At 58.1% G+C, this 22141-nt stretch carries 23 protein-coding genes and 1 pseudogene; 22 read left to right on the plus strand and 2 right to left on the minus strand.

Features of this window, described 5'->3' with window-relative positions; genetic code table 11:
• Positions 1-72 precede the first annotated feature (72 nt).
• From ACUVTA_RS02060 to cbiQ, 4 genes are all read left to right on the plus strand, one after another.
• On the plus strand, positions 73-900 hold the full coding sequence (locus ACUVTA_RS02060; protein WP_445951326.1) for an energy-coupling factor ABC transporter ATP-binding protein: 828 nt from the start codon (positions 73-75) through the stop codon (positions 898-900).
• Between the two features lie 318 nt (positions 901-1218).
• Positions 1219-1890 (plus strand): cobalt transporter CbiM, encoded by a 672-nt coding sequence (cbiM, locus tag ACUVTA_RS02065; RefSeq protein WP_445951327.1) that lies wholly within the window; start codon positions 1219-1221, stop codon positions 1888-1890.
• Positions 1891-1916: 26 nt separating this feature from the next.
• Entirely contained in the window at positions 1917-2237 is a 321-nt protein-coding gene (locus tag ACUVTA_RS02070; protein WP_445951328.1) for a PDGLE domain-containing protein, read from the plus strand.
• A 17-nt stretch (positions 2238-2254) separates the two neighbouring features.
• Positions 2255-3190, plus strand: coding sequence for a cobalt ECF transporter T component CbiQ (gene cbiQ / locus ACUVTA_RS02075; protein ID WP_445951329.1), 936 nt, complete (start codon positions 2255-2257; stop codon positions 3188-3190).
• 35 nt (positions 3191-3225) lie between these two features.
• Here cbiQ and ACUVTA_RS02080 read toward each other — a convergent pair whose 3' ends face one another.
• On the minus strand, positions 3226-5007 hold the full coding sequence (locus tag ACUVTA_RS02080; protein ID WP_445951330.1) for an Rqc2 family fibronectin-binding protein: 1782 nt from the start codon (positions 5005-5007) through the stop codon (positions 3226-3228).
• Between the two features lie 107 nt (positions 5008-5114).
• On the opposite strand from ACUVTA_RS02080, the gene ACUVTA_RS02085 reads away from it, so the two are divergent.
• From ACUVTA_RS02085 to secG, 12 genes are all read left to right on the plus strand, one after another.
• On the plus strand, positions 5115-6221 hold the full coding sequence (locus ACUVTA_RS02085) for a DUF3866 family protein (RefSeq protein WP_445951331.1): 1107 nt from the start codon (positions 5115-5117) through the stop codon (positions 6219-6221).
• A gap of 200 nt (positions 6222-6421) precedes the next feature.
• Positions 6422-7021: a stage II sporulation protein M gene (gene spoIIM / locus ACUVTA_RS02090; RefSeq protein ID WP_445951332.1), complete on the plus strand. Its 600-nt coding sequence runs from the start codon at positions 6422-6424 to the stop codon at positions 7019-7021.
• Positions 7022-7543: 522 nt separating this feature from the next.
• Complete coding sequence (gene xerD / locus ACUVTA_RS02095) at positions 7544-8431, plus strand: site-specific tyrosine recombinase XerD (RefSeq protein ID WP_445951333.1); 888 nt, start codon at positions 7544-7546, stop codon at positions 8429-8431.
• Between the two features lie 110 nt (positions 8432-8541).
• Positions 8542-9336 (plus strand): polysaccharide deacetylase family protein, encoded by a 795-nt coding sequence (locus tag ACUVTA_RS02100; protein WP_445951334.1) that lies wholly within the window; start codon positions 8542-8544, stop codon positions 9334-9336.
• A gap of 167 nt (positions 9337-9503) precedes the next feature.
• Complete coding sequence (whiA, locus tag ACUVTA_RS02105) at positions 9504-10430, plus strand: DNA-binding protein WhiA (protein ID WP_445951335.1); 927 nt, start codon at positions 9504-9506, stop codon at positions 10428-10430.
• Positions 10427-10954, plus strand: a complete 528-nt coding sequence (locus ACUVTA_RS02110) for an RNA polymerase factor sigma-54 (RefSeq protein ID WP_445951336.1) — start codon at positions 10427-10429, stop codon at positions 10952-10954. Before whiA ends, ACUVTA_RS02110 begins: the two co-directional genes overlap by 4 nt.
• A complete protein-coding gene (gene rpoN, locus ACUVTA_RS02115) occupies positions 10942-11832 on the plus strand; it encodes an RNA polymerase factor sigma-54 (protein WP_445951337.1) in 891 nt (296 codons plus the stop codon). The genes ACUVTA_RS02110 and rpoN overlap by 13 nt, the downstream gene beginning before the upstream one ends.
• Positions 11833-11888: 56 nt before the next feature.
• Positions 11889-12926 carry a type I glyceraldehyde-3-phosphate dehydrogenase gene (gene gap, locus ACUVTA_RS02120; protein WP_445951338.1) on the plus strand — a complete coding sequence of 346 codons (1038 nt, stop codon included), beginning with the start codon at positions 11889-11891 and terminating at the stop codon, positions 12924-12926.
• A gap of 67 nt (positions 12927-12993) precedes the next feature.
• On the plus strand, positions 12994-14184 hold the full coding sequence (locus ACUVTA_RS02125; protein ID WP_445951339.1) for a phosphoglycerate kinase: 1191 nt from the start codon (positions 12994-12996) through the stop codon (positions 14182-14184).
• Between the two features lies 1 nt (position 14185).
• Positions 14186-14944 (plus strand): triose-phosphate isomerase, encoded by a 759-nt coding sequence (gene tpiA, locus ACUVTA_RS02130; protein ID WP_445951340.1) that lies wholly within the window; start codon positions 14186-14188, stop codon positions 14942-14944.
• A gap of 33 nt (positions 14945-14977) precedes the next feature.
• Positions 14978-16258, plus strand: coding sequence for a phosphopyruvate hydratase (gene eno / locus ACUVTA_RS02135; RefSeq protein ID WP_445951341.1), 1281 nt, complete (start codon positions 14978-14980; stop codon positions 16256-16258).
• 69 nt (positions 16259-16327) lie between these two features.
• Positions 16328-16552, plus strand: a complete 225-nt coding sequence (gene secG, locus ACUVTA_RS02140) for a preprotein translocase subunit SecG (RefSeq protein ID WP_445951342.1) — start codon at positions 16328-16330, stop codon at positions 16550-16552.
• A gap of 151 nt (positions 16553-16703) precedes the next feature.
• Here secG and ACUVTA_RS02145 read toward each other — a convergent pair whose 3' ends face one another.
• Positions 16704-17606: a manganese-dependent inorganic pyrophosphatase gene (locus tag ACUVTA_RS02145; RefSeq protein ID WP_445951343.1), complete on the minus strand. Its 903-nt coding sequence runs from the start codon at positions 17604-17606 to the stop codon at positions 16704-16706.
• Between the two features lie 300 nt (positions 17607-17906).
• On the opposite strand from ACUVTA_RS02145, the gene rodA reads away from it, so the two are divergent.
• From rodA to ACUVTA_RS02175, 6 genes and pseudogenes are all read left to right on the plus strand, one after another.
• Positions 17907-19025, plus strand: coding sequence for a rod shape-determining protein RodA (gene rodA, locus ACUVTA_RS02150; protein WP_445951344.1), 1119 nt, complete (start codon positions 17907-17909; stop codon positions 19023-19025).
• Positions 19022-19723, plus strand: coding sequence for a class I SAM-dependent methyltransferase (locus ACUVTA_RS02155; RefSeq protein WP_445951345.1), 702 nt, complete (start codon positions 19022-19024; stop codon positions 19721-19723). Before rodA ends, ACUVTA_RS02155 begins: the two co-directional genes overlap by 4 nt.
• Before the next feature lie 356 nt (positions 19724-20079).
• A pseudogene (locus ACUVTA_RS02160) lies at positions 20080-20793 on the plus strand (HD-GYP domain-containing protein).
• Positions 20794-21066: 273 nt separating this feature from the next.
• Positions 21067-21405 carry a hypothetical protein gene (locus tag ACUVTA_RS02165; RefSeq protein WP_445951346.1) on the plus strand — a complete coding sequence of 113 codons (339 nt, stop codon included), beginning with the start codon at positions 21067-21069 and terminating at the stop codon, positions 21403-21405.
• Positions 21406-21447: 42 nt separating this feature from the next.
• The gene (locus tag ACUVTA_RS02170) at positions 21448-21762 is read left to right on the plus strand and encodes a murein hydrolase activator EnvC family protein (protein ID WP_445951347.1); all 315 of its coding nucleotides are present in this window, start codon (positions 21448-21450) and stop codon (positions 21760-21762) included.
• A 72-nt stretch (positions 21763-21834) separates the two neighbouring features.
• Positions 21835-21963, plus strand: a complete 129-nt coding sequence (locus ACUVTA_RS02175; RefSeq protein WP_445951348.1) for a hypothetical protein — start codon at positions 21835-21837, stop codon at positions 21961-21963.
• Positions 21964-22141: the final 178 nt, after the last annotated feature.

A 22141-nucleotide genomic window follows, 5' to 3' on the forward strand; every position in this document is an offset into this window, starting at 1 on the left:
TTAAATCGTTAAGGAGGGTTCCTTTTAACTGTAAGCAGTGTTAAACTGAAAAGAAAAATTAGGAGGTTACTCTTGCGGCGGGATGAAGAACGCGTCTTTACCCTGGAAAATGTGAGTTTCTTCTACAACCAGAAGCGGCCCGTTTTCAAGGATATCAGTCTTGACGTTTTCCGGGGCGAGCGGCTAGTGTTGCTCGGGCCTAATGGTTCGGGGAAGTCCACCCTTTTGAAGCTGTTGGCAGGGCTTATTTTCCCTACGACCGGCACCGTGCGGGCTTTTGGAACGGCGCTTACCCCTGCCGCCTTTAAAAACGAAGGCTTCAACTTAGCTTTTCGCCGGCGGGTGGGGCTGGTCCTTCAGAACGCGGAGGCACAGCTTTTTTGCCCTACGGTCAGGGACGAGGTGGCCTTCGGGCCCCTACACCTCGGTTTCTCGCAGGCGGCGGTTGAGGAACGGGTTGCCGAGACGCTATCGCTTTTGGGGATTAGCCACCTGCGCGACCGTCCGCCGCACCAGCTTTCGGACGGGGAGAAGAAAAAGGTGGCGCTGGCCGCGGTACTGGCGGTTAACCCGCAGGTGCTGCTTTTGGACGAGCCTACCGCTAACCTTGATCCGCGTTCGCAACACTGGCTGCTCAGTTTTTTGCGCGCGCTCTCGCAAGTCGGCAAGACGATCGTCGTCGCCACCCATGAACTAGTAACTGTGCCGGTATTAGCCCAGCGCGTGCTGGTTTTAGGCGAGGATCATAGCTTGGTCGCGGCAGGGGAGCCGGAGGCGGTTCTCGCCGACCGCGAATTGCTTTTGCGGGCCAACCTGGTGCATCCAGATTACCATCTCCACCAGTTAGGTACGGGGAAGGAACACCTTTACCCGCACGTACATTTAGGACCGGAAGGATAATGAAGGATAATAAAGTATAAAAATTATCTCCCATTCTAACGGGAAAGCAGGATTTTTTCCGGATAAACGCGAATGATATTTGCCGAAAAGCCTGCCCGGAGCAGGCGGAGGCCACTGGGAAAACGGCGCCTCTGGACAGGGTATCTGATTTTTCCTAAACGGTTAGAATTTGCGGCCACGGAGGCCACCGACGGGGTTCCGGAGAACCCGGGAAAGGTGGTCTTTTTGTTTTTGAAAGGGGGGTGAGCAAGACACGGGTGTTTTAAGTAGGAATTTTCGTTTGCACCGACCCAAAAAGGCTTTCGGGGAGGGGATGAAATGCACATTCCGGATGGTTATTTAAGCCCTTCAACTTCTGTCGTGATGTACGCTGCGATGGTGCCGGTCTGGAGGATGGCTGTGAAAAAGGTTAAGGAAACCTTGAGAAGCAGGCAGGTGCCGCTCCTAGCTCTGGCTGCTGCTTTCAGCTTTGTAATTATGATGTTCAACGTGCCTATCCCCGGCGGGACTACGGGACACGCCGTAGGCGGGACCTTGGCCGCCATTGTTTTAGGGCCCTGGGCGGCCTGCATCGCCGTTTCGATTGCCTTGATCATTCAGGCGCTTATCTTTGGCGACGGCGGTGTGTGGGCAATCGGGGCTAACTGTTTTAATATGGCCTTCGTATTACCTTTTTTAGGGTACGCCGTTTACCAGGCTATTAGTGCCGGTGGCAGAAACCGCGTCTTGGGAAGCGTTATTGGAAGCTACGTGGGGCTTAACGCCGCTGCCTTTTGTGCCGCGGTGGAGTTCGGTATCCAACCGGCGCTTTTCCATACTGCAGCTGGCGCGCCCCTCTATTGCCCGTACGGCCTTGCACAGGCCATTCCGGCGATGATGTTTGCGCACCTTACGGTTGCGGGGCCGATTGAGGCCGTTATTACCGGGATCGTGGTTTATTACCTGCAGCGCTCTGCCGAAGAGTCACTTTTTTATAACGCTACGGCTTAGAACGTAAAGCAGAGGGGGGTTTAAGCGTGCCCGTTTACCGGAAGTTATGGTTTTGGATCGTGGTGCTTGTCATCCTTTCTCCTTTAGGGCTTCTGGCCCAGGGGACGGCGTGGGGCGAATGGGGGACCGACGAGCTCAAGGAAATGTTGGGTATGGTTCCCCAGGGCCTGGCGAAGTTAGGGGAAACCTGGCACGCGGTTCTGCCCGATTACAGCATCCCCGGCTTGGATAAAACCTTTACGCAGCAGGCTGTTGGTTACATCATTTCGGCGGTAGTGGGGATTGCGGTAATCGTGATTCTTAGTTACTTCATCGGCCGCGCCCTGGCGAAGGGCGACTATGAATAGAGAAGAGGAAAGGCCCTGTGGATACGCTTCCCCGTTGGCTTAGCGAGGAAACGTCCGAGGTACTCGTAGAAGCCGCGCCCCGGCGTCGCTGGGGCGCAGACTTTATCGAAAAAAACCTGCGGGACCTGACCCGTATCTTTGAAGACGAACTTTTTACCACCGCTATGGCTCGAAGGTCAGGCCTTTACCAACTTCTTGACCCCCGGGTAAAGGTCTTCGCCACGGTGGTGCTGATCGGGGTAGTAGGGTGCGCACGGAGCCTCCCAACTCTTATTATCACCTGGCTCCTGGCGCTTTTGCTGGCCGCTGCCTGCCGTTTGCCGCTGGCCGTTTTCCTAAAAAGGGTTTCTTTCGTCCCTCTTTTTACGGGGGTCATGGTTCTCCCGGCGCTTTTCAACTGGTTCACTCCCGGCACGCCTCTTTTTATGCTGGTGCCGGAGGTTAACCTTCACCTGGGACCGTACCATTTCGGTGGCCCCCTTGCGATTACTGTCCAGGGCCTCCAGGGCGCGGCGACAATCGTTTTTCGGGCGGCGACGTCGGTTTCTTTTGCCCTTATCCTTACCCTGACTACACCGTGGCCGGCGCTTCTCAGGGCGCTGCGGGTTTTTCTTTTACCGCCAATCTTTGTCCTGACCCTGGAGATGACCCTTCGCTACATCTTCCTTTTCCTCCGTATAGCCACCGAAGCCTTTGAGGCTTACAAAGTCCGGCTCGTCGGCCCCGCTACCGGCAAGGGCGGAAGGCATTTCATCGGCGCCACAGTTGGCACCATTATCGCCAAAACACAGCGGTTAAGTGAAGAAGTCTACCAGGCGATGCTCGCGCGGGGGTATACTGGTGAGCCTCGGCTGCTAAGTCCGTTTCGGTTTGGGTTACAGGACGGGCTTTTCTTGGCCAGCGTGGGTATGGTAGCGGTTTTGCTCCTTTCTTGGGACCGGCTCGGCCGTTGACTTTTTACCGGCTCGGTCTGGCGGGCGGGAAGCAGTTACTCTATAAGGTTGGGCGCAGCGGGGGTTGCGCCGTACCGGCGCAGCAGGGCCAGGGCGGCAGTAGGATCGGCGTACAGGGTTTTCTCGCCGGTGTAGGTGACGAAGCCGGGGCGGGCACCCTTAGGCCGTTGAACGTTCGCGCGGCGGGTCCAGTCTACCGGGACGCTGCGGGCACCCCGCGCTTGGCTGAAATAGGCTGCGAGGGCGGCAGCTGCGGCCAGCGCTTGCGGAGAAGGATCCCGCCCGCCGGTTTTGAGGATGACGTGGGCGCCGGGGACGCCGCGGGCGTGCAGCCAGATGTCGCCAGGGGCGGCAAGCTTAAAAGTAACATATTCGTTCTGGCGGTTGTTTTTACCTACTAAGATGGTGTAGCCGTCGGCGGAAGAAAGCTGCAGCGGTGCCGGGGGGGTTCTTTTTTCTTTTGGGGCGGGTGGCCGCGCGGGGAGGTACCCCTGTTCGGCGAGTTCCGCCGCGATTTCTTCGAACTCTCTAAGTTCGCTGGCCTGCTCGATGGCGGTGGTCACCCCTGCTAAATAGGCGAGTTCCGCCTCGAGCCGCTCCTTTTCCTGCGTAGCGTAAGCACGGGCGGCCCGGGCCTTCGCGTATTTTTTAAAGTAGCGCTGGGCGTTCTGCGCCGGGGTAAGCGCCGGGTCGAGCGGGATAGCTACCAGGGGTGAAGTGGGTAGATAAAAATTTTCCAGCAGTGCCTCTTGGGCGCCGGCTTCGAGACGGTAAAGGTTGGCCATAAGCAATTCACCGTAAAGACGGTAGCGGTCCGCGGCGGGGTCGTCAAGCAGGGCCAAGATCTCGTCCAGCTTGTGGTTAAGATGTTTTATTTCCCGGTTGACGACCTCCATGAGACGCTGCTTTTGCGTGCGGAAGGTGGTTATTGCAGCCTTGGTGGTGTAAAAGCGGTCAACGAGCTGGTTGAGCGGCCCTTGGATTTGCTCACCACCCGGTTGCGCCGGGGCGAAAGGCGCAAAATCGACCGGTATTCCGTGCGCAACAACGAGTGTCGGTACGGCCATCCCCTCGATTACGCTGGTTATCAGGTCGCGGAAGGCGGTATAGAGCCGCCTGTACTCGTAGATGCCGCACTCGCCAAGGGTTATATCGGACGGCAGTTCGGCCCGGCAGACGACCTCGCGGGCGGAAAAGAGGCTGAACCCTTCGTAGGTACGCTGAATGGCGGCGGCTACTTCGGAGGCCGGGCCAAACGCTGCGAGATCAGCGGTAAACTCTTCCGCGCTCGGCAGGCGGGGGTCTTTTTTGCCGGTAGGCGGCGGCGGGACATAAGGTTGCCCCGGCAGAACCTCCCGATAGCGGCTAAGGGCGTGGGAGTAGCGTTTGATGGCGTCGAGAATCTTGTTTTCCCCAGCGTCAACGAGGATAATATTACTGTGTTTGCCCATTATTTCCGTAATAAGCCGATAGGTAACCAGACGCCCGGCCGCATCGGTTCCCGTAAGGGTTAAGTGTAAGATGCGGTCCAGACCGGACTGGACGATCTCACTTACGCGGCAACCCTCAAGGTGACGCCGCAGGACAGAGCAAAAGAAGGGAATTTTACCGGGGTTGCGACGGTCGGTCGCGGTAAGGTGGACCCGGGCGGCGTCGGCGGTCGCGGCGGCGAGCAGGTGGTATTTTTCCTGGTGGTGGCGGCAGACCAGGATTACTTCGAGGGCCGCTGGTTGGTAAACGCGCTCGACCCGGCTGCCGGTTAGCCGTTCCTTCAGCTCGCGGGTCACCGCGTAGAGGGTTAAGCCGTCGAAAGGCAAGTTGTTCGGGCTCCTCCGGGTGCAAGCGAGGCTCCGGGCTGGGGGCCGGGCAAGCTCGCGGTTTGGGTTTCGAAGCGTAGTATAACAGATTAAAAGGGGGACGGTCAATGGGGGAGAACCAGAGACCGCTGGTGCGCTTGCGGCCGGGGAGGGTTCTCAAACTCCTCGCTGCTCGGCCGGGGCTGGTAGAAGCGCTGGTACTGGTGGAAGGCCGGGAGGAGAAGGCGGTCGGCTATGCAGCCTTCACCGGCGAGTTGCGTCCGGGAGATACCGTATTACTCAACACGACCGCGGTAACTAAGGGGCTGGGCAGCGGCGGCTACCACTTCGTGGTGGCCAACCTGGCCCAGTCGGAGCTCGACACTCCGGCGGCCGGCCACATCATAAAACTCCGTTATACGCCAGCGCAGATTAAGGTGTTGGCGGTGGAAGAGCCGGAGAGCCCGTACCACGAAAAGCTTCGGGAGGCGGAAAGCCTGGACGGGGCCCCGGTGGTGGCGCTGGAGCTGCACAGCCAACTTGCGCCTGTAGCAGCGGCGGTTTGGCAGAAAGGTCGGGGGCGCCTGCGTCTCGTTTACGTGATGACCGATGGTGCGGCGCTACCGCTTTCTTTTTCGCGAACGGTAGGCGAGTTGAAAGAGAAAGGGCTCTTAGCGGCGACGGTGACGGTGGGGCACGCGTTTGGCGGGGATTTTGAAGCAGTGAACGTTTACAGCGGCTTACTCGCTGCCAAGCACGCGGCGGGAGCGGATGTGATCATAGTAGGGATGGGCCCCGGGGTGGTGGGAACGGGCACGCGTTTCGGCACTACCGCTATCGAACAGGGCGAAGTGGTCAATGCGGCCCACGTCTTGGGCGGCCGACCGGTTGCCGCGCTGCGGCTGAGCTTCGCCGATCTGCGGGCGCGCCACCACGGGGTAAGTCACCATACCCTCACGGCGCTTAGCCGGGTAGCCCTGGCGCCGGCTACCGTCGCGGTGCCGGTGCTGGCGCCGGAGCGGGCACAAGTGGTGTGGAAACAGCTCCAACAGGCGGGAATAGCGGTGCACCACCAGCTAGTGACTGTTGACGCCACGCCTGTTTTTACCGCGCTAGACGAATTGGGGCTGCACGTGAGCACAATGGGGCGTGGTCGCGAAGCAGACCCGGAGTTCTTTCTCGCGGCGGGCGCCGCCGGTTTGGTAGCCGCAGAGTTTGCTCTTGTAGCAGCTTGAAATGGCGGCAACCTTTGCCCGTGTCCGGAAATTGGCAGTGACGGCATATGCCTTGGAGGGGCGACATATAATTGGGGACAGAATGGGATTTTGTCTAGGCGGGGACCGAACGGGTTTGCCGGAGGGGGGTTACGGTTGCGGCAACATTACGGGCTTGTACTGCGCTCAATGCTTACCGGCGGTGAACTCCGTCGCGGTTTTTGGCTCTCCTCCTGGCGCCGCTGCTGGCTTTTCTACTTTCTTGTCCTCTTAGTTTTGGGTACGGGTTGTGGTTGGGGGTACGGGATGCTCGCCAGCTCGATACGAGGGATGCCCTGCGGCTTGAGCAGTATATAGCACCGGCGATTAGGGGTGACGGGCACCACCGGCGGGACGTTTTTCACCGGGCTGCCCTTCGTAACCTCCTCCCGTTGGGCGCCATGTATGTTGCTGGGCTTACGGTGATCGGGATGCCGGTTGTTGCCGGGATTCTTTTGCTGCGCGGCTACGCTCTTGGTTTCACCGGCGGCTTTTTGGTCTCCCGTAAGGGCCTTTACGGCCTGGGAGTCTTGCTGGCGGCCGTCTTGCCGCAGAATATCATCCTGCTTTTGGTATTCGTTGTAGGGGCGGTAGCTTCGTTTTCCTTCTCCCTGTTGCTATTGCAGCGCTGGTTTAATTCGGAGGTGGTGGTTCTGCCGTGGTTTTTGCGGTACACAGGCCTGATGGCGTTGTTGGCAGCGGCGGCTGTAGGGGCGGGGTTGGTAGAGGCGTACGTGGTTCCGGGACTGGCACACATGATAGTTTCCTCTGTGAAACAATAGGAGTCCCTCACGACAATTTCATCGTCGTCACCACCGGGATTAAAAATAAACGTTGAACGGCGAACGGACCCTAAGATCTCTTCATATTAAGGTTAAATGATTGAGGGAGGGATACCTTGGTCATTTTTTGGGTTACGTGCGGACGCCGGTTAGTCCGAAAGGCGTTAACCTGGTTACTTTTGTTATTTCTCTTCTTCTGCGTGGCCGGTAGGCTTAGCCAAACGTTCACTCCCCAAGAGAAGGCGGGGAACTCGCTGTACGTTAGGACGAGTGAGCTTTCAGTTCAGGATGGGCAGGAAGTGGTGGCGGGTAGTATTGGCGAGGGGAGTTTTTTTGACCGGCTGGTAGAACTGCTTAAGAGGTATTACCATGGCGAATTGTAATAACGTGCGTTGCCAGGCTCACATGGTTCTATTTGGTAGCAAGAAGGAGTTTTGCCGGTATGGCGCGAATTCACTACGAGACTCCCGTAACTGGCGGCGCGGGGGCAATATGTTTTAGAGAGATAGAGGGAGCGGTGCCGTGCTTAAGGCTTGGCTTAGTGAGTTTCTCGATTATATCCGGGTTGAGCGGGGTCTATCCCGAAATACCATTCTTGCCTACCGTTCCGATATCGCGCACTTTCTCACCTTCTTACAAAAACGCTCTTTCCCCGTACCGGCGGGTTTGCGGGACGGGATGATCGCTTACCTGCTGGAGTTGCAGCGTATGGGGCTAAGCGCGGCGACGGTGGCGCGGCGCACGGCAGCGCTCAAGTCCTTTTTTAGTTTTCTTACCCGTCTCGACTACCTTCCGGATGATCCAGCAGCAGAACTTAGTTCTCCTAAGCTAATCCAACGGTTGCCGCGGGTACTGACCCCCCAGGAGGTGGAACGGATCCTCGCTGCCCCGCGGCTTAATACGCCGACGGGTTTGCGGGATCGGGCGATGCTGGAGCTGGCTTACGCTAGCGGATTGCGGGTATCGGAACTTGTGGGTCTCGATGTTGATAGTATTAATCTGGAGGCCGGCTACGTCCGTGTTTTTGGTAAAGGCGCGCGGGAGCGGGTAGTGCCGGTGGGGCGAGCCGCCCGGGAGTCGCTGCGCGACTACCTGAGGCGGGGGCGTCCGCTCCTTTGCGGTAGCTGTAAGGGCAGGGCCCTGTTTCTTAACCGACGGGGGGAACGGATGACGCGCCAGGGTTTCTGGAAGTTGCTCAAGTATTACGCGCGGGCGGCGGGCATCAGTAAGGGCTTGTCGCCCCATACGTTACGCCATTCGTTTGCTACCCATATGCTCGAAAACGGCGCGGATTTGAGGGTGGTTCAGGAACTTCTTGGCCATGCAGACATTAGCACCACGCAGATTTATACCCACCTTACAGGAAGGCGGCTCCGTGAGATTTATGAACTGGCCCATCCTCGGGCGTAGGGGAGAGGACGCCGCTGGTACTGTCTAGACCAGATGATGGTAGGTTCCTATGGGTAATGGCGAGGAGGGGATTTTTCTTGCGCCCTGTTTGGTGGGTAGGCGGTGTTTTTTTGCTCCTGCTGCTCTTTTGGTTCGTCTATACCGGACCGGCGGAATACTCTGTGTCCGGCACGCCGCAACCGCTTATCATCCTGATGTACCATAAGGTGACGCCGGACCCGCGGAGCGGTGGGCTAGGTCTCCGCGTTCCCCCGGAAAAATTTGCGGCGCAGATGCGGTACCTGCGGGAGCACGGCTATAATGTAGTAAGCCTCGATGATGCGGCAGCCTTTTTAAAAGGGGTCAAGTCGCTGCCGCCGAAACCGGTGGTGATTACCTTCGATGACGGTTACCGCGATAATTACCTTTACGCGCTACCGATCTTGGAGGAATACGGCTACCCGGCAACGATCTATCTGGTTGCCCACGCCATCGGGCGGTACAACTTTTTTGACGCCGATCAGGGCGTGCAGCCCCGAAACGAGATGCTCACCTGGGAGGAAATCCGGGAGATGCGGGCGCGGGGCATTACTTTCGGCGCGCATACGCTGGATCATCCGCACTTGACTCATCTCCCCTTAGAAGAGGCGCGACGGCAGATAGCCGGCGCGAAAAAATTCCTGGAGGAAAAACTCGGGTGGCCCGTGGCGCATTTTTCATATCCTTACGGGGATTTTAACCCTCAGGTGGCCGCTATTGTAGCTGCGGCGGGCTATAAGACCGCGGTAACCAGCCGGCAGGGAGTAAACTACCCAGGCGCCAACCCTTTTACGCTGAAGCGGATCCGGGTCACCGGGAAGTATAGCTTGCAGCGGTTTGCTCACGAACTCGACCGCTACACTAAAGAGACGGGGGAAAATGTTTAAGCCCCCGGGGAATTTACGGCGGGTGATAACTTTTGCCCGGGTGGCGGAAATTAGAGCTTTTTGGCTACCTATGGTGTATAATAGTCTCGACTATAATAGTTTTGATATAATAGTTTTGACCGGGGATGAAAAGCGGACCATCCTTTTCGTTGCTTGCAAAAAGCGAGTTGGCACAAATTACAGCAGAACGTCCGTGCTGTCTCCGCAGCGAGCTGGCCGGGCTGGCGCGGGCGGCTGGCCAGGTGGTTAAGCGACCAGAGGGCCCCTGCTTCGAGATTCACACCGAGAGTCCGGCGGTGGCGCGGAAGGCGCTGCGCCTGGCGCGGGCTGTTTTTGGCCTCCAGGGAACCCTTATCGTTCGCCACCAACGGCGGCTTCGCGGGAGGCGGCTTTTTTGTCTGGTCCTACCGGGGGACTTAGCGACAACCATGGCAGTACTAGGGCTAACAGACCGCTTTGGTCGCCCGTTTGCCGGCATCCGGCGCTCTTTCGTGCGGCGTGCGTGCTGCCGGCGGGCCTATCTGCGGGGCCTTTTCCTCGGGCGGGGTTGGGTTAACGGCAGGGGGCCCTCGTACCACCTAGAATTCGTAACTTCTTCTGAAGCTTTAGCTCACGATCTTTTGCGGCTGCTCGCGGGATTCGGTCTTGACGGCCGGATTAACGTGCGGCAGAACCACCATGTGGTTTACCTTAAGAGGGGCGGTGCGGTTAGCGATTGCTTACGACTGATGGGGGCTTCAGGCGCGCTCTTAGACTTTGAGAACCAGCGTGTCCTACGGGACGTGAAAAATCGGGTTAACCGTTTGGTAAACTGCGATACGGCCAACCTTAATAAAACGGTAGAGGCGGCACTTCAGCGAAAGGACGAAATTGAGTTGATCAGCGCGCGGCTCGGGCTGGAAAATCTACCTAAGGAGCTAAGTGAGTTGGCGGCGTTGCGTCTGTCCCATCCCGAGGCGACGCTGAAGGAGCTGGGCGAGATGATGCGACCGCCTGTTTCGAAATCGTGTATCAACCACCGGTTACGGCGTCTGTCTGCCATTGCCCGGCAATTGGCACAGGATGCCGACCGGGTGCGGGGGCAGGGTTTATGAGTGTGCGGCACGATCTCCGGCTGCGCCAGAGCCAGAGGCTGGTTTTGCGAAGTGAACTAAAAGAGAACTTAGAGATTCTCCAGTTTTCAGCTCAAGAGTTATCGGCTTACGTCGAAAAAGAGTTGGTAGAAAACCCTTTAATAGAGTTGGAAAAGGAGGCGGCCTTGCCTAAAGATGGTTGGGGCGAGGAGAGCGAAGCCGAACAGGGCGAGGCGGGTGAGGGCCGGAACGAAGGGGGAGATTGGTTCGAATATTTTTGTGACGCGAGCGACCTTGGCTATGCCCCGGGTAATAATGTTGAACCCGCTAACTTTTCACCTGAGTTTTCCCCTGCTGGCCCCACCCTTTACCAACGTCTGCTGGCGCAGCTGGGAATGTTACGCCTTTCGCCGCGGGAGCGGCTGATCGGCGAATATATCATCGGCAATATCGGGCCCACCGGATATCTGGCCGTAAGCGTGGCGGAGTTGTCCGCGGCACTGGGCGTCCCGCCGGATGAAACCGAAAGAAAATGGTGCAGTTAGTTCAGTCCTTCGATCCGCCGGGTGTAGGGGCGCGCGATTTAAAAGAGTGTCTTCGCCTGCAGGCCGAGCGGCGGGGGTTGGGAGCGCTTAGCCGGATCCTGATTGAGGAGCACCTGGAGGCGTTGGCTGCAGGCGAGATTTCCCGTATCGCCCGCGCAGTTGGTGTTTCAACGGACGAGGTTCTGGCGGCGGCGATTCGTTCGCTTAATCCTAGGCCCGGAAGTATTTTTGCCGGCGGTCCGGTTCCCTACATCGTTCCCGACCTCATCATCGAGCGGGGAGGTGAAGATTACGTCGTTTTACTTAACGAAGCTGCCGGCCTGCGGCTCCGTCTCAGCCCGAGCTACCGCGAGTTCCTTAACCGCAAAGACCTTTCCGGTAAGGCGCGATCTTTTCTTTTATCCCGGTTGAAGCGGGCCCTTACGTTGGTTAAGGCGATCGAAAAGCGAGGAGCCACCCTTTACCGGATTGGGGTGGCGCTGGTTCAGCTGCAGCGGGGCTTTTTCGACGAGGGGCTGATAGCGCTACGTTCGCTAACCCTAAAGGATCTCGCGGAAGCGGTGGGGCTGCACGAATCGACCGTTTCGCGCGCGATAGCTAACAAGTACCTGCAGTGTCCCCGCGGGGTTTTCAAGCTTCGTTTCTTTGTAAGTAGCGGGGTGGGCGCGGCAGACGGCGGGAAGGTTTCCGCCCCTTCGGTTAAGGAGTTGATTAAGCAACTGGTAAGCGAGGAGCCCAGGGGCCAACCGCTAAGCGATAAGGAGATCGCGGTGCGTTTATCCCGCCAGGGGATCAATATCTCCCGGCGGACGGTGGCGAAGTACCGGAGCGAGCTTGGCATTCCCGGAAGCGCGGCGAGACGAAACCGGGCACGATAGGTGGAAATCTTTGCAGGATTACCGCTAAATTCCTTTTGGGAAAGGGGTTGATTTCGGTGGCTGTCAGGGTAGGGATCAATGGTTTTGGCCGCATTGGGCGTCTCTTTCTGCGCGCGGCCGCGCAGCGGCAAGGGATTGAGGTGGTGGCGGTTAACCACAAGACGCGGCGGCTGGCGGTTACGGGAGTCGATTTCATGAAACACCTCGCTTACAGCTTGAAGTACGACTCGGTTCACGGCACGCTACCCGGCGACGTGACGGGTTACGAGCAGGGTTTCCGGCTTGACGGCCGGGAGGTGCGGGTTTTTTCCGAGGCGGATCCGGCCGCGATTCCCTGGGGGGAAATGCAGGTGGCGATTGTTATCGAGTCGACGGGCAAGTTTCGTGACGGGAAGGAAGCGGCTAAACATCTGGCGGGCGGCGCGCAGAAGGTGATTATTTCGGCGCCGGCGAAGAACGAGGACATCACTATCGTCATGGGCGTGAACCACGCGCTTTACGACCCGGAGCGGCACCACGTCATCTCTAATGCCTCCTGTACGACCAACTGTCTCGCCCCGGTAGCGAAAACCCTCCACCAGCGCTTCGGTATCGTTAAAGGCCTCATGAATACCATCCATGCCTACACCAACGACCAGCAGATTCTCGATATGCCCTATAAAGACTTCCGCCGCGGTCGGGCGGCTAACCTTTCGATCATTCCTACCACCACAGGAGCGGCCAGCGCCATTGGCCGCGTCATTCCTGAACTTGACGGCCGGCTCAACGGCCTCGCCTTTCGGGTGCCAACCCCCAACGTTTCGGTAGTTGATCTGGTGGCAGAGTTGGCGCGCCCGGTTAGTGCAGCCGAGGTGAACGCGGCGCTAAAGGAAGCCGCCGCGGGCGAGCTCAAAGGCATCATGGCCTATAATGAGTTGCCACTTGTCTCGCATGATTATAATGGGGATCCGCATTCGGCCATTGTGGACGGGCTCTCAACAATGGTTATCGGCGATAACCTCGTGCGGGTGGTTGCCTGGTACGATAACGAGTGGGGTTACGTGAACCGGCTTGTCGATTTGGCCGAATATATCGCGCAAAAAGGGCTAAAGTAATCTTAAAATGGGGGCAGCCCAGGGAGCAATGCCGGACTGCAAGGCAAAGAAGTTCGGGGGGGTTTACTTGGCTAAAAAAACGGTTCGGGATATCGATGTGGCTGGCAAGAGGGTGCTGGTGCGGGTCGATTTCAACGTGCCGCTTAAGGAGGGCCGGGTGGCAGAGAGCGCGCGGCTGAAGGCGGCGCTACCGACGATCCGTTATCTTTGTGAGCGAGGGGCACGGGTGATCCTTGTCTCTCACCTGGGGCGCCCTAAGGGGGTCGCAGTAGATGAGCTGCGTCTCGACCCGGTAGCTATTCGCTTAGGGGAGCTTCTACAGCGCCCGGTCCGCAAGGTCGACGCGTGCACCGGGCCGGCGGTGGAGGCGGCGGTCGCGGCGCTCGGCCCGGGTGACCTCCTGCTTTTAGAGAATATCCGTTTTCATCCTGGGGAGGAGAAAAACGACCCCGAGCTGGCGCGGCAGTTAGCCGCCCTTTGTGACGTTTACGTTAACGACGCTTTCGGCACGGTACACCGGGCGCACGCCTCGGTCGTCGGCGTCGCGGCTTTACGCCCAGCGGTGGCCGGTTTTCTGCTGGAAAGGGAGCTTGAAGTGCTGGGGAAGCTTCTGAGCGCCCCGGAGCACCCCTTTGTCGTCGTAACCGGCGGCGCCAAAATCTCCGATAAGATCGGTGTTCTGGAAAACCTGCTGGCGCGGGTTGAAGCGATGCTTGTAGGCGGCGGGATGGCTAACACCTTTCTGGCGGCGCAGGGACACAATATGGGGCTCTCGCTAGTCGAAACGGACAAGCTCGAAGTGGCTGCGGACCTGCTTGCCCGGGCGGCCAAGCAGGAGTGCAGGCTTATCTTGCCCGTGGACCTGGTGGTGGCGGAAAGCCAGGTGCCCGGAGCGGTCCACCGGGTTGTCCCGGTCAACGCGGTTCCCGATGGCTGGATGGCGCTCGATGTCGGCCCGGAGACGGTCGAGCTCTTCGCGGCAGAGCTGGCGCGGGCCAAGACCGTTTTCTGGAACGGGCCGCTTGGCTATTTTGAGCAGCCGCCTTTCGATGCGGGCACGGTCGCTGTGGCGCGGGCCCTGCCCGTAGCGACGGCAACCACCGTGGTGGGCGGCGGCGACACTGTGCGAGCGGTGAAACGGGCGGGTATTGCCGATAAGATTACCCACGTTTCGACTGGTGGGGGGGCATCCCTGAAGCTGCTTGAAGGGAAGGAACTCCCTGGGGTGGCTGTCCTGCAGGAGAAAGAGGAGGGGTAAAGTGGCGCGGGAGCAGGTAATTGCGGCTAATTGGAAAATGAACAAAACGATTCCGGAGGCGGTAGCCTTTGCGGAACAGCTTGCGGCGGCCGGCGATTTTGCGGGCGTGGCGGTGGTTCTCTGCCCTGCTTTTCCCGCGCTGGCGGCCGTAGCTCAGGTGGTTGCGGGAACCCGGATCGGCGTGGCCGCGCAGGATCTTTTTTGGGAGGATTACGGGGCTTATACCGGGGAGGTTTCACCTATCATGCTTCGCGACGCGGGCTGCCGCTACGTGATCATCGGCCATTCGGAGCGCCGGCAGTACTTCGGCGAGACGGACGAAACGGTAAACCGGAAGGTTAAGGCCGCCCTCCGCCACGGTCTCACGCCGATCGTCTGCGTGGGCGAGCGCTTGGCCGAGCGGGAGGCCGGAGAAACCTTCGCGGTTGTCGAACGGCAGGTGCGGGGAGCCTTTACGGGGGTTGCGGGGGAAGCAGTTGCCGGCCTGGTACTTGCTTACGAGCCGGTCTGGGCGATTGGTACGGGTAGGAATGCGGCTCCCGAAGACGCCCAAGCAGTAAACCGTTTTATCCGCGAGCTGCTTGCCAAGCTCTACACGCCGACGGTGGCTGAGCAGGTGAGGATCCAGTATGGTGGAAGCGTAACCCCGGAGAACGCGGCGGCCCTCCTCGGGCAGCCGGATATCGACGGCGCGCTGGTCGGCGGCGCCAGCCTTAAGGTGGAGAGTTTTATCGGGATCATTAACGCGGCAAGAAGATAGATTCGCCTAAATCCTAAACAGGAGGGACAAAATTTGAGCATTATCGAAGAGGTTTGGGCCAGGGAAATTCTTGATTCCCGGGGTAACCCTACAGTAGAGGTTGAAGTGGTGCTTGAAGACGGAGTGGTGGGCCGGGCGGCCGTGCCTTCGGGAGCTTCGACGGGAACCCACGAAGCAGTAGAGCTACGGGACGGGGATAAAGAGCGGTTCGGTGGTAAGGGGGTGCTTAAGGCGGTAGAGCACGTGAATAACGAGATTGCCGCCGAGATTGTAGGGCTCAACGCGCTTGAGCAGAGGGAAATCGACAGGACGCTGATCGAGCTTGACGGCACGGAAAACAAGTCCCGTCTCGGGGCAAACGCGATCCTGGGCGTTTCGCTGGCGGTGGCCCGGGCGGCGGCCGAGTGGGTCGGCCTGCCCCTCTACCGTTACCTCGGCGGCGTGGGGGCAAACCTTCTCCCGGTGCCTCTGATGAACGTCCTCAACGGCGGCCGGCACGCCGACAACAACCTTGACCTTCAGGAGTTCATGATCGTGCCGGTTGGGGCGCCCACCTTCGCCGAAGCGTTGCGGATGGGGGCGGAGGTTTACCATTCCTTGCGCCGCATTCTTCACGAGCGGGGACTCAGCACCGCCGTTGGCGATGAGGGAGGCTTTGCGCCCTACTTAGAGGCGAGCGAGGAGGCGTTGAAGCTGTTGGTGGCGGCAATTGAGGGCGCCGGCTACCGGCCGGGAGAGGATGTCGCCCTCGCGCTCGACCCGGCCGCGAGCGAGTTTTTCCGTGACGGAAGCTACCATCTTGAGAGTGAGGGACAGAGCTTGACGGCGGCCGAAATGATTGAGTACTACGCGGACCTGATAGGGCGTTACCCCATCATTTCGCTTGAAGACGGCCTGGCGGAGGAGGATTGGGAGGGCTGGGAGGCCTTGACCCGGCGGCTTGGCAAAACGGTGCAACTCGTCGGCGACGATATCTTTGTGACTAACCCGCAACGCTTAAGCCGAGGCATCTCCCTAGGTGTGGCCAACGCGATCCTGATCAAGCTCAACCAGATCGGCACCCTCACCGAAACGCTGGATACGATTGCGCTGGCCCGCCGGGCGGGCTACAGCACCGTCATTTCCCACCGCTCCGGCGAAACGGAGGACACCTTCATTGCCGACCTCGCGGTAGCGACCGGCGCCGGCCAGATCAAGACGGGTGCCCCCTGCCGCACGGAACGGGTGGCGAAGTACAATCAGCTCCTCAGGATTGAGGAGCAACTTGGCGACGCGGCGGCTTATGCAGGGAAGGCAACCTTCAGGCGCTTTTGATATTTTAAAGGTGATTGCCAGCCCGAGGGAACTATGCTATAATGCTGCCGGACTTAAAGGGGGAGTTTGATGCTCAAGGGGATTGTAACCGCCGTTTACGTTCTTATTTGTCTGTTGCTCATCACCGTGGTTGTGCTCCAGTCGGGCCGGGCAGCTGGACTTTCCGGGGCTAGCGGCGGCGCCGAAAGCCTTTTCGGCAAGAAAAAAGGCCTTGACGAGTGGCTCACGAAGGTGACCGTCTGGGTGGCAGTTCTTTTCGGGGCGCTTTCCCTGCTGCTGGTTGTCTGGCGTTAAAGATACCTGGTTCCCTTCCCCGCTTGGAAGGTGCAGTCCAGCCTTCCCGAAAAACCTGTAATTTAAAAACCTGTAATTTTCAGGTAAAAAAGAAGCCCGCCCCTAACACACAAGGGCGGGCTTAAATTTTCGTCTTTTATACGCTATCTGGTTAAGAAGTGAAGGCTTTCTCTAGCGGCGGCGCGACCTGTTTCTTCCGGGACATGCAGCCCTGGAGCCAGAAGGAAGGCCCTTCGGGCTTGACCCCAAAGGCCTTCTCCATCATCGCCGGGTCGCCGGCGAAGTAGAGCTCGGAACCCTCCTTAATGATGTCGGTGGCGATGAAGACAACCATTGCGTAACCCTTGTTAGCCTTTAGCTCGTTGAGATAGTTCACGATTTCGTCTTTCCGGTCGTAGGCCTCGTTAATGTCCACAAGCTCGGTCTGCCCGATACCTACCTTCTTGCCGCCGAAGTCGAAATCCTTGAAGTCAACGTGGATCACGTCGGCGATCGGTTTGCCCTTAATGCTTGCCTTAGCTTTCTTGACATCGATACCGAAAGCCTGAACGTCAGCGATGCCGGCTACCTTGGCCAGTTCCGCCGCAATCGCCTTGTCTTCGTCGGTGGTGGTAGGGGACTTAAAGATGACAGTATCCGAAAGGATTGCCGCAAGCAGAAGCCCGGCCCAAGTAGGATTGGCCTTGATCTTATCCATGTACTGCTTAGCGACGACCGTAGCGGTGCTGCCGACAGGCTCGACGTGGACGTAGATCGGCTTGTTGCAGACGAAATTCATCTTGTGGTGGTCGATAACCTCGATGACCTCGGCCTGGTCGCCGCCGTTGACCACCTGTGCCGGCTCGTTGTGGTCCACCAGGACCAGCTTTTTGCCCGCCGCGTTCTCAAGAAGCACCGGCGCTGGAACCTTGAAATAGTCGAGGACGTAAGTGGTCTCCTCGTTGAGCTCGCCCGACCGGGCGGGTGTATAGCCCTTGAGTTGGGCGTAAACGATTGCCGAGCAGACGGTATCGGTATCGGGGTTCTTATGGCCAATTACGTAAACTTCACTCATTCTATTTGGACCTCCCGTTTTTCGCTAATTCTTTGAAGTAGTTCTTGCAGGCACAGACTTTCCCTGAACCTGCGGCATCAAGAAAAAAGCAAGCGAACGCTTAAGTGGAAAAGGTCTGGCGCTTTTACTGGCTGGTGGTCACCTCCTTATTTGTTATGCTTCTGAGCCTAAGTTGGGTAGTCAGTAAATATTTTCGCTATCGTCCCAATTTTTCCTGCAAGAAATGAAAATTTATCTGTTGTCTCCGCCCGGTGTAAAAATTATAATTGTTAGGGTGATAGGTTGCGCGCCAGAAAAATATTGCGAACGCTTGACTACACACTTTTGGCCACGGCCGTACTGATAATTCTTTACGGCCTGGTGGCGATTTCGAGTGCTACCCACGTCACGAACCCTGCCGCAACGGACCCCTTTCTCTTCATGAAGCGGCAAGCGCTCTGGGCGCTTATTGGCTTTACGGTGGCGGGGCTCCTGGTATGCTGGCGCTACGAAGAGCTACCGCGGTACGCTACGGCCCTTTACGGGGTAAACCTGGTGCTCTTAGCGGCGGTACTTTTTGTGGGACATACGGCCCTCGGAGCGCAGCGCTGGATCAGGCTTGGGCCTTTTCTGCTGCAGCCGTCCGAATTCGCCAAGCTGATTATCATCGTAACGCTGGCGAACTTTCTCGCCCGGCGGGAGGGAAGGCTCCTGGGATTCCGCGAGTTGGTGCCTGTTTTTCTTTATGTCGGCTTACCGCTCTTACTTATTTTCAAACAGCCTGACCTGGGGACCTCGCTTGTTTTTATCGCCATAACGTTCGCTATGCTCTATATGGCCGGCGCGCGGACGAGCCTGCTGCTCTTGCTTGGGGGCGTAGGACTTTTAGGAAGCGCAGCCTGGATCTGGGCTCACCTAAAGTTCGGGGTTTGGCTGCCCCTGAAGGAGTACCAGGTTACGCGGCTGACAATTTTTCTTAACCCTTGGCAGGACTGGCAGGGAGCTGGTTACCACACGATTCAGTCACAGATCGCCCTTGGTTCCGGAGGCCTTTGGGGGCGGGGACTTTATAACGGCACGCAGAACCAGCTGAATTTCCTACCCGAGCAACATACCGACTTCATTTTTTCGGTGGCTGGCGAGGAACTGGGTTTTGTGGGGGCGGCCACGTTGCTGCTGCTTTATTTTGTGCTTATCTTCCGGGGAATAAAGATCGCGGCGGCCGCGAAGGATACCTTCGGCCGACTTCTAGCTACGGGTATCGTGACGATGATCCTTTTTCACATCCTGGTCAATGTGGGCATGACCATGGGCATCATGCCGGTAACGGGCATTCCGCTGCCGCTCTTCAGTTACGGTGGCAGTGCCCTGCTTACAAACCTGGCCGCTATCGGGCTTCTCGAAAACATTTACGTCCGTAGGCAGCAGATCATCTTTTGATATTTGGTGGTAAAGTGGCGCTTTTCGATGCATACGCAAGAAGTTACGACGCGTGGTTCACTACGCCGCGGGGCCAGTTAGTCTGGGAGATAGAGCGGAGGCTCCTCTTCAGTTTTCTGCGCCCGCAGCCGGGCGAAGAGATTCTTGATGCAGGGTGTGGCACGGGCCTTCTGACAAAGGAACTGGCGGCCTGCGGCGCGAGCGTAACGGGGATCGATATTTCGCCAGCCATGCTAGCGGTAGCCCGGGAAAAGACCCGCGGGTTCCGGAATGTCGTCCTGGCGCAAGCCGATGTTACCGCGCTACCGCTTCCCTCGAACGCCTTCCACGGGGTGGTATGCTTCACCGTTTTAGAGTTTGTACCGCGTCCGGAGGAGGCGCTACGCGAGATGTGGCGGGTTCTAAAGCCCGGCGGCCGCATGGTTTTAGGGGTGCTGAACGCTTTAAGCCCCTGGGCCTGGGGCCGGGTAGGGCGGGGTGTTTTTGCCTACGCCCGCTTTTACTCCTACCGGGAGATGCGCCTTTTGATAAAGAAAACGCTTGGTCGTATCCCCCTCCGGTGGGCAGGCGCCGTTTATTTCCCTCCCTGGTGCCCGGAATCTTGCCTGCGGCACGCCAGACTTTTCGAGCTACTGGGGGCGGTCTTTGCACGCCCTTTCGGCGCGGTACTTATTTTCCGGATTGAAAAAACGCCTTAGGCCATTAGTATTTTTTTACGGATCGAGTAAGGTAGAAGGCTTAAGTTTTTTTATAAAACCGTCGAATTTTATCGAAAAATTTAAGAAGGAATTTGGGTCCTGGCAGCGAAACAAAACCGACTTATAAGCAAAAATTTCGTCTCTAGGAAAAGGATGGCGGACGGGCTTGAAAATTAAGGTTCTTTCCTTCCGTTAACCCCCGGATAGAACGCTGGCTGGCCGCTACCGCCGTGCTAATCTTTCTTGTCGCTGTTGTTGCCGTCGATTATCTGACTGAGGAACAGCCGTTGCACGGTATAGTGCTGCCGCTCTTTTATACCCTGCCGGTTTTGCTATCGCTGCTCATCTCCCGGTTGATGACCATCGTGGTGGCCGGGGTGGGGGCGCTCAGCACGGCCCTTATACCTGTGCTGAAGGGGCGTTTATTCCCTTACGCGGCGGTTGATAACGCCTTGCTCTTAATTTCCCTTGTTTCCGTGCTGGCGCTTTATCTCATCGTGGGGGCCTTTGTCCGGACAGCGGCGCTCAGGAAGGAGGCGGAGGAAAGAGCTCTGCGCCTGCAGCAGATTTTCTTCGGTACGGTCAGCGCGCTCAGCAACCTGCTCGACGCCCGCGACCCCCATACGGCCCAGCATTCGCATAATGTTGCCGGCTACGCGCTGGCTATTGCGCGCGAAATGGATTTGCCACGCGCCCAACGGGAGGCTATTTATATTGCCGGGCTACTCCACGATATTGGGAAAATTGGTGTTGCGTAAGCCCTTTTAAAGAAGCCCGGGAGGCTTCTCCCCGGCGAGTAGGAGGAAGTGAAGCGCCACCCGGTTTTAAGCTACCGCATCCTCCGCGATATTCCCGAGTTGCAGGAGGTTGCCATCATCACCCTTTACCATCATGAGTGGTGGGACGGTAAGGGATACCCCTACGGCCTTAAGGGTGAGCAGATTCCCTTGGGAGCGCGTATTCTTTGCGTGGCGGATAGTTTTGACGCGATGATTTCGGAACGGGTCTATAAGCCGGCGTTGGCTCCCGAGGCGGCCATCACGGAACTAAAGCGGTGTGCGGGTAGCTAGTTCGACCCAGCCGTGGTAGAGGCTTTCCTCCGGTGCTTTGAAAAAGGAGAACCGATGCAGCGGCCGGAAACCTTCCACTTCGAGATGGCGTTCGGCCTTTCTTGAGGGAGATCTGCTGGGCAACCTGATCATACTTCACCTGGAAGCGTTTTTCATGCGGGGTGATACAGCCCCGCTAATTTTGTGTTTCCCTCCTGGCATATTCGGTTCTCTTTCCCCGTAGGATTTTGTTGGTAAAGACAGGTCCTATATCTTTACCTAGGGGTGAGGTTGTTGGCGGGGTTGGGCGATTGGCCGCAGGTACAACCAAAAAGGACCGGAACGGAGAGACGGCTGCTCTACCAGGTAACTGCGGCACTGGCGCTTTTTCTGGTTATTCTGAGCCTGAAAGAAAGCGGGGGGCCGGTAGGGCGAAAGGTTGAGGTGGGGCTACGGAGGGTGCTTACTACCGAATGGAACTACCAGCCGGTGCTGGAAAGGGTTGTCCGCCACGGGCTGCTCGCTGTCGGTGGGGATTTGCCGTTCTTGAGTGAGCCGGCGAAGCCGGCAGGAGCACCGGCGGCGCGGCAGTTGCTAACTCTTCCGGTATCGGGCCGCGTAGTCCGCGGCTAGAATAAGAATCCGGCTACGGGGCTGGAGGAGTTTCATCCCGGCGTGGATATCGAAGCCAGTCCCGGGACGGCGGTCTGGGCGGCGGCCGCCGGAAAGGTAGCCAAAATTGGTACTGATCCTGCGCTCGGGAATTATCTCCTCCTTGACCACGGAAAAAACGAGGCGACCCTTTATGCCCACCTCGGCAGTATTGAGGTAACCCTGGGTCAGAAGGTTGCTGTGGGTGAGGTCATCGGCACAACCGGAGATGACGGGGATATTGCCGGCGGCGGCCTGCACTTTGAGTACCGGGAAAACGGGCGGCCGGTCGATCCGTTAGAGCGTATTGCGGTCACTGACAAGGGGCAAAAGGAATAGGGGGTCTTACTTCCGGCTATCCGCTTTCTGCGGCAACTCCTGGCCAAAGAGCGAGAGTTCGCTGCCGCGCGGGTGCTACCGGGCGCGGTGCTGGTCGCGCTTGAGGAGGCGCGGCTATTGGATGTGGCCCATCTTTTCCGCCCCGGCAGTTTTTCTTTTGTCGTGGTGACCGATGACCACGGCGAATGGAAGGGGTTTTGAGCGAATCCACAGTTATCCGGACCCTTACGACCGGGGGAGGCAGCGTTAAGGTTGGCACTATCTTTGCCCGCCGCCACGAAAGAGGAAGGACCGCGGGGGTAACGGGCGGCTTTTCGCGCCGTATCCTGGCGTATATTTTGCCGTCCCAGGAGCAAGACTTTTAACCGTCAAAAATTTG

The organism is Thermodesulfitimonas sp., from assembly GCF_052743955.1.

Bases quoted from the DNA above. Each gene is read 5' to 3' on its own strand.
- cbiM (WP_445951327.1), top strand. From the start codon at position 1,219: ATGCACATTCCGGATGGTTATTTAAGCCCTTCAACTTCTGTCGTGATG.
- ACUVTA_RS02085 (WP_445951331.1), top strand. From the start codon at position 5,115: ATGGGGGAGAACCAGAGACCGCTGGTGCGCTTGCGGCCGGGGAGGGTT.
- ACUVTA_RS02110 (WP_445951336.1), top strand. From the start codon at position 10,427: ATGAGTGTGCGGCACGATCTCCGGCTGCGCCAGAGCCAGAGGCTGGTT.
- rpoN (WP_445951337.1), top strand. From the start codon at position 10,942: ATGGTGCAGTTAGTTCAGTCCTTCGATCCGCCGGGTGTAGGGGCGCGC.
- secG (WP_445951342.1), top strand. From the start codon at position 16,328: ATGCTCAAGGGGATTGTAACCGCCGTTTACGTTCTTATTTGTCTGTTG.
- ACUVTA_RS02145 (WP_445951343.1), bottom strand. From the start codon at position 17,606: ATGAGTGAAGTTTACGTAATTGGCCATAAGAACCCCGATACCGATACC.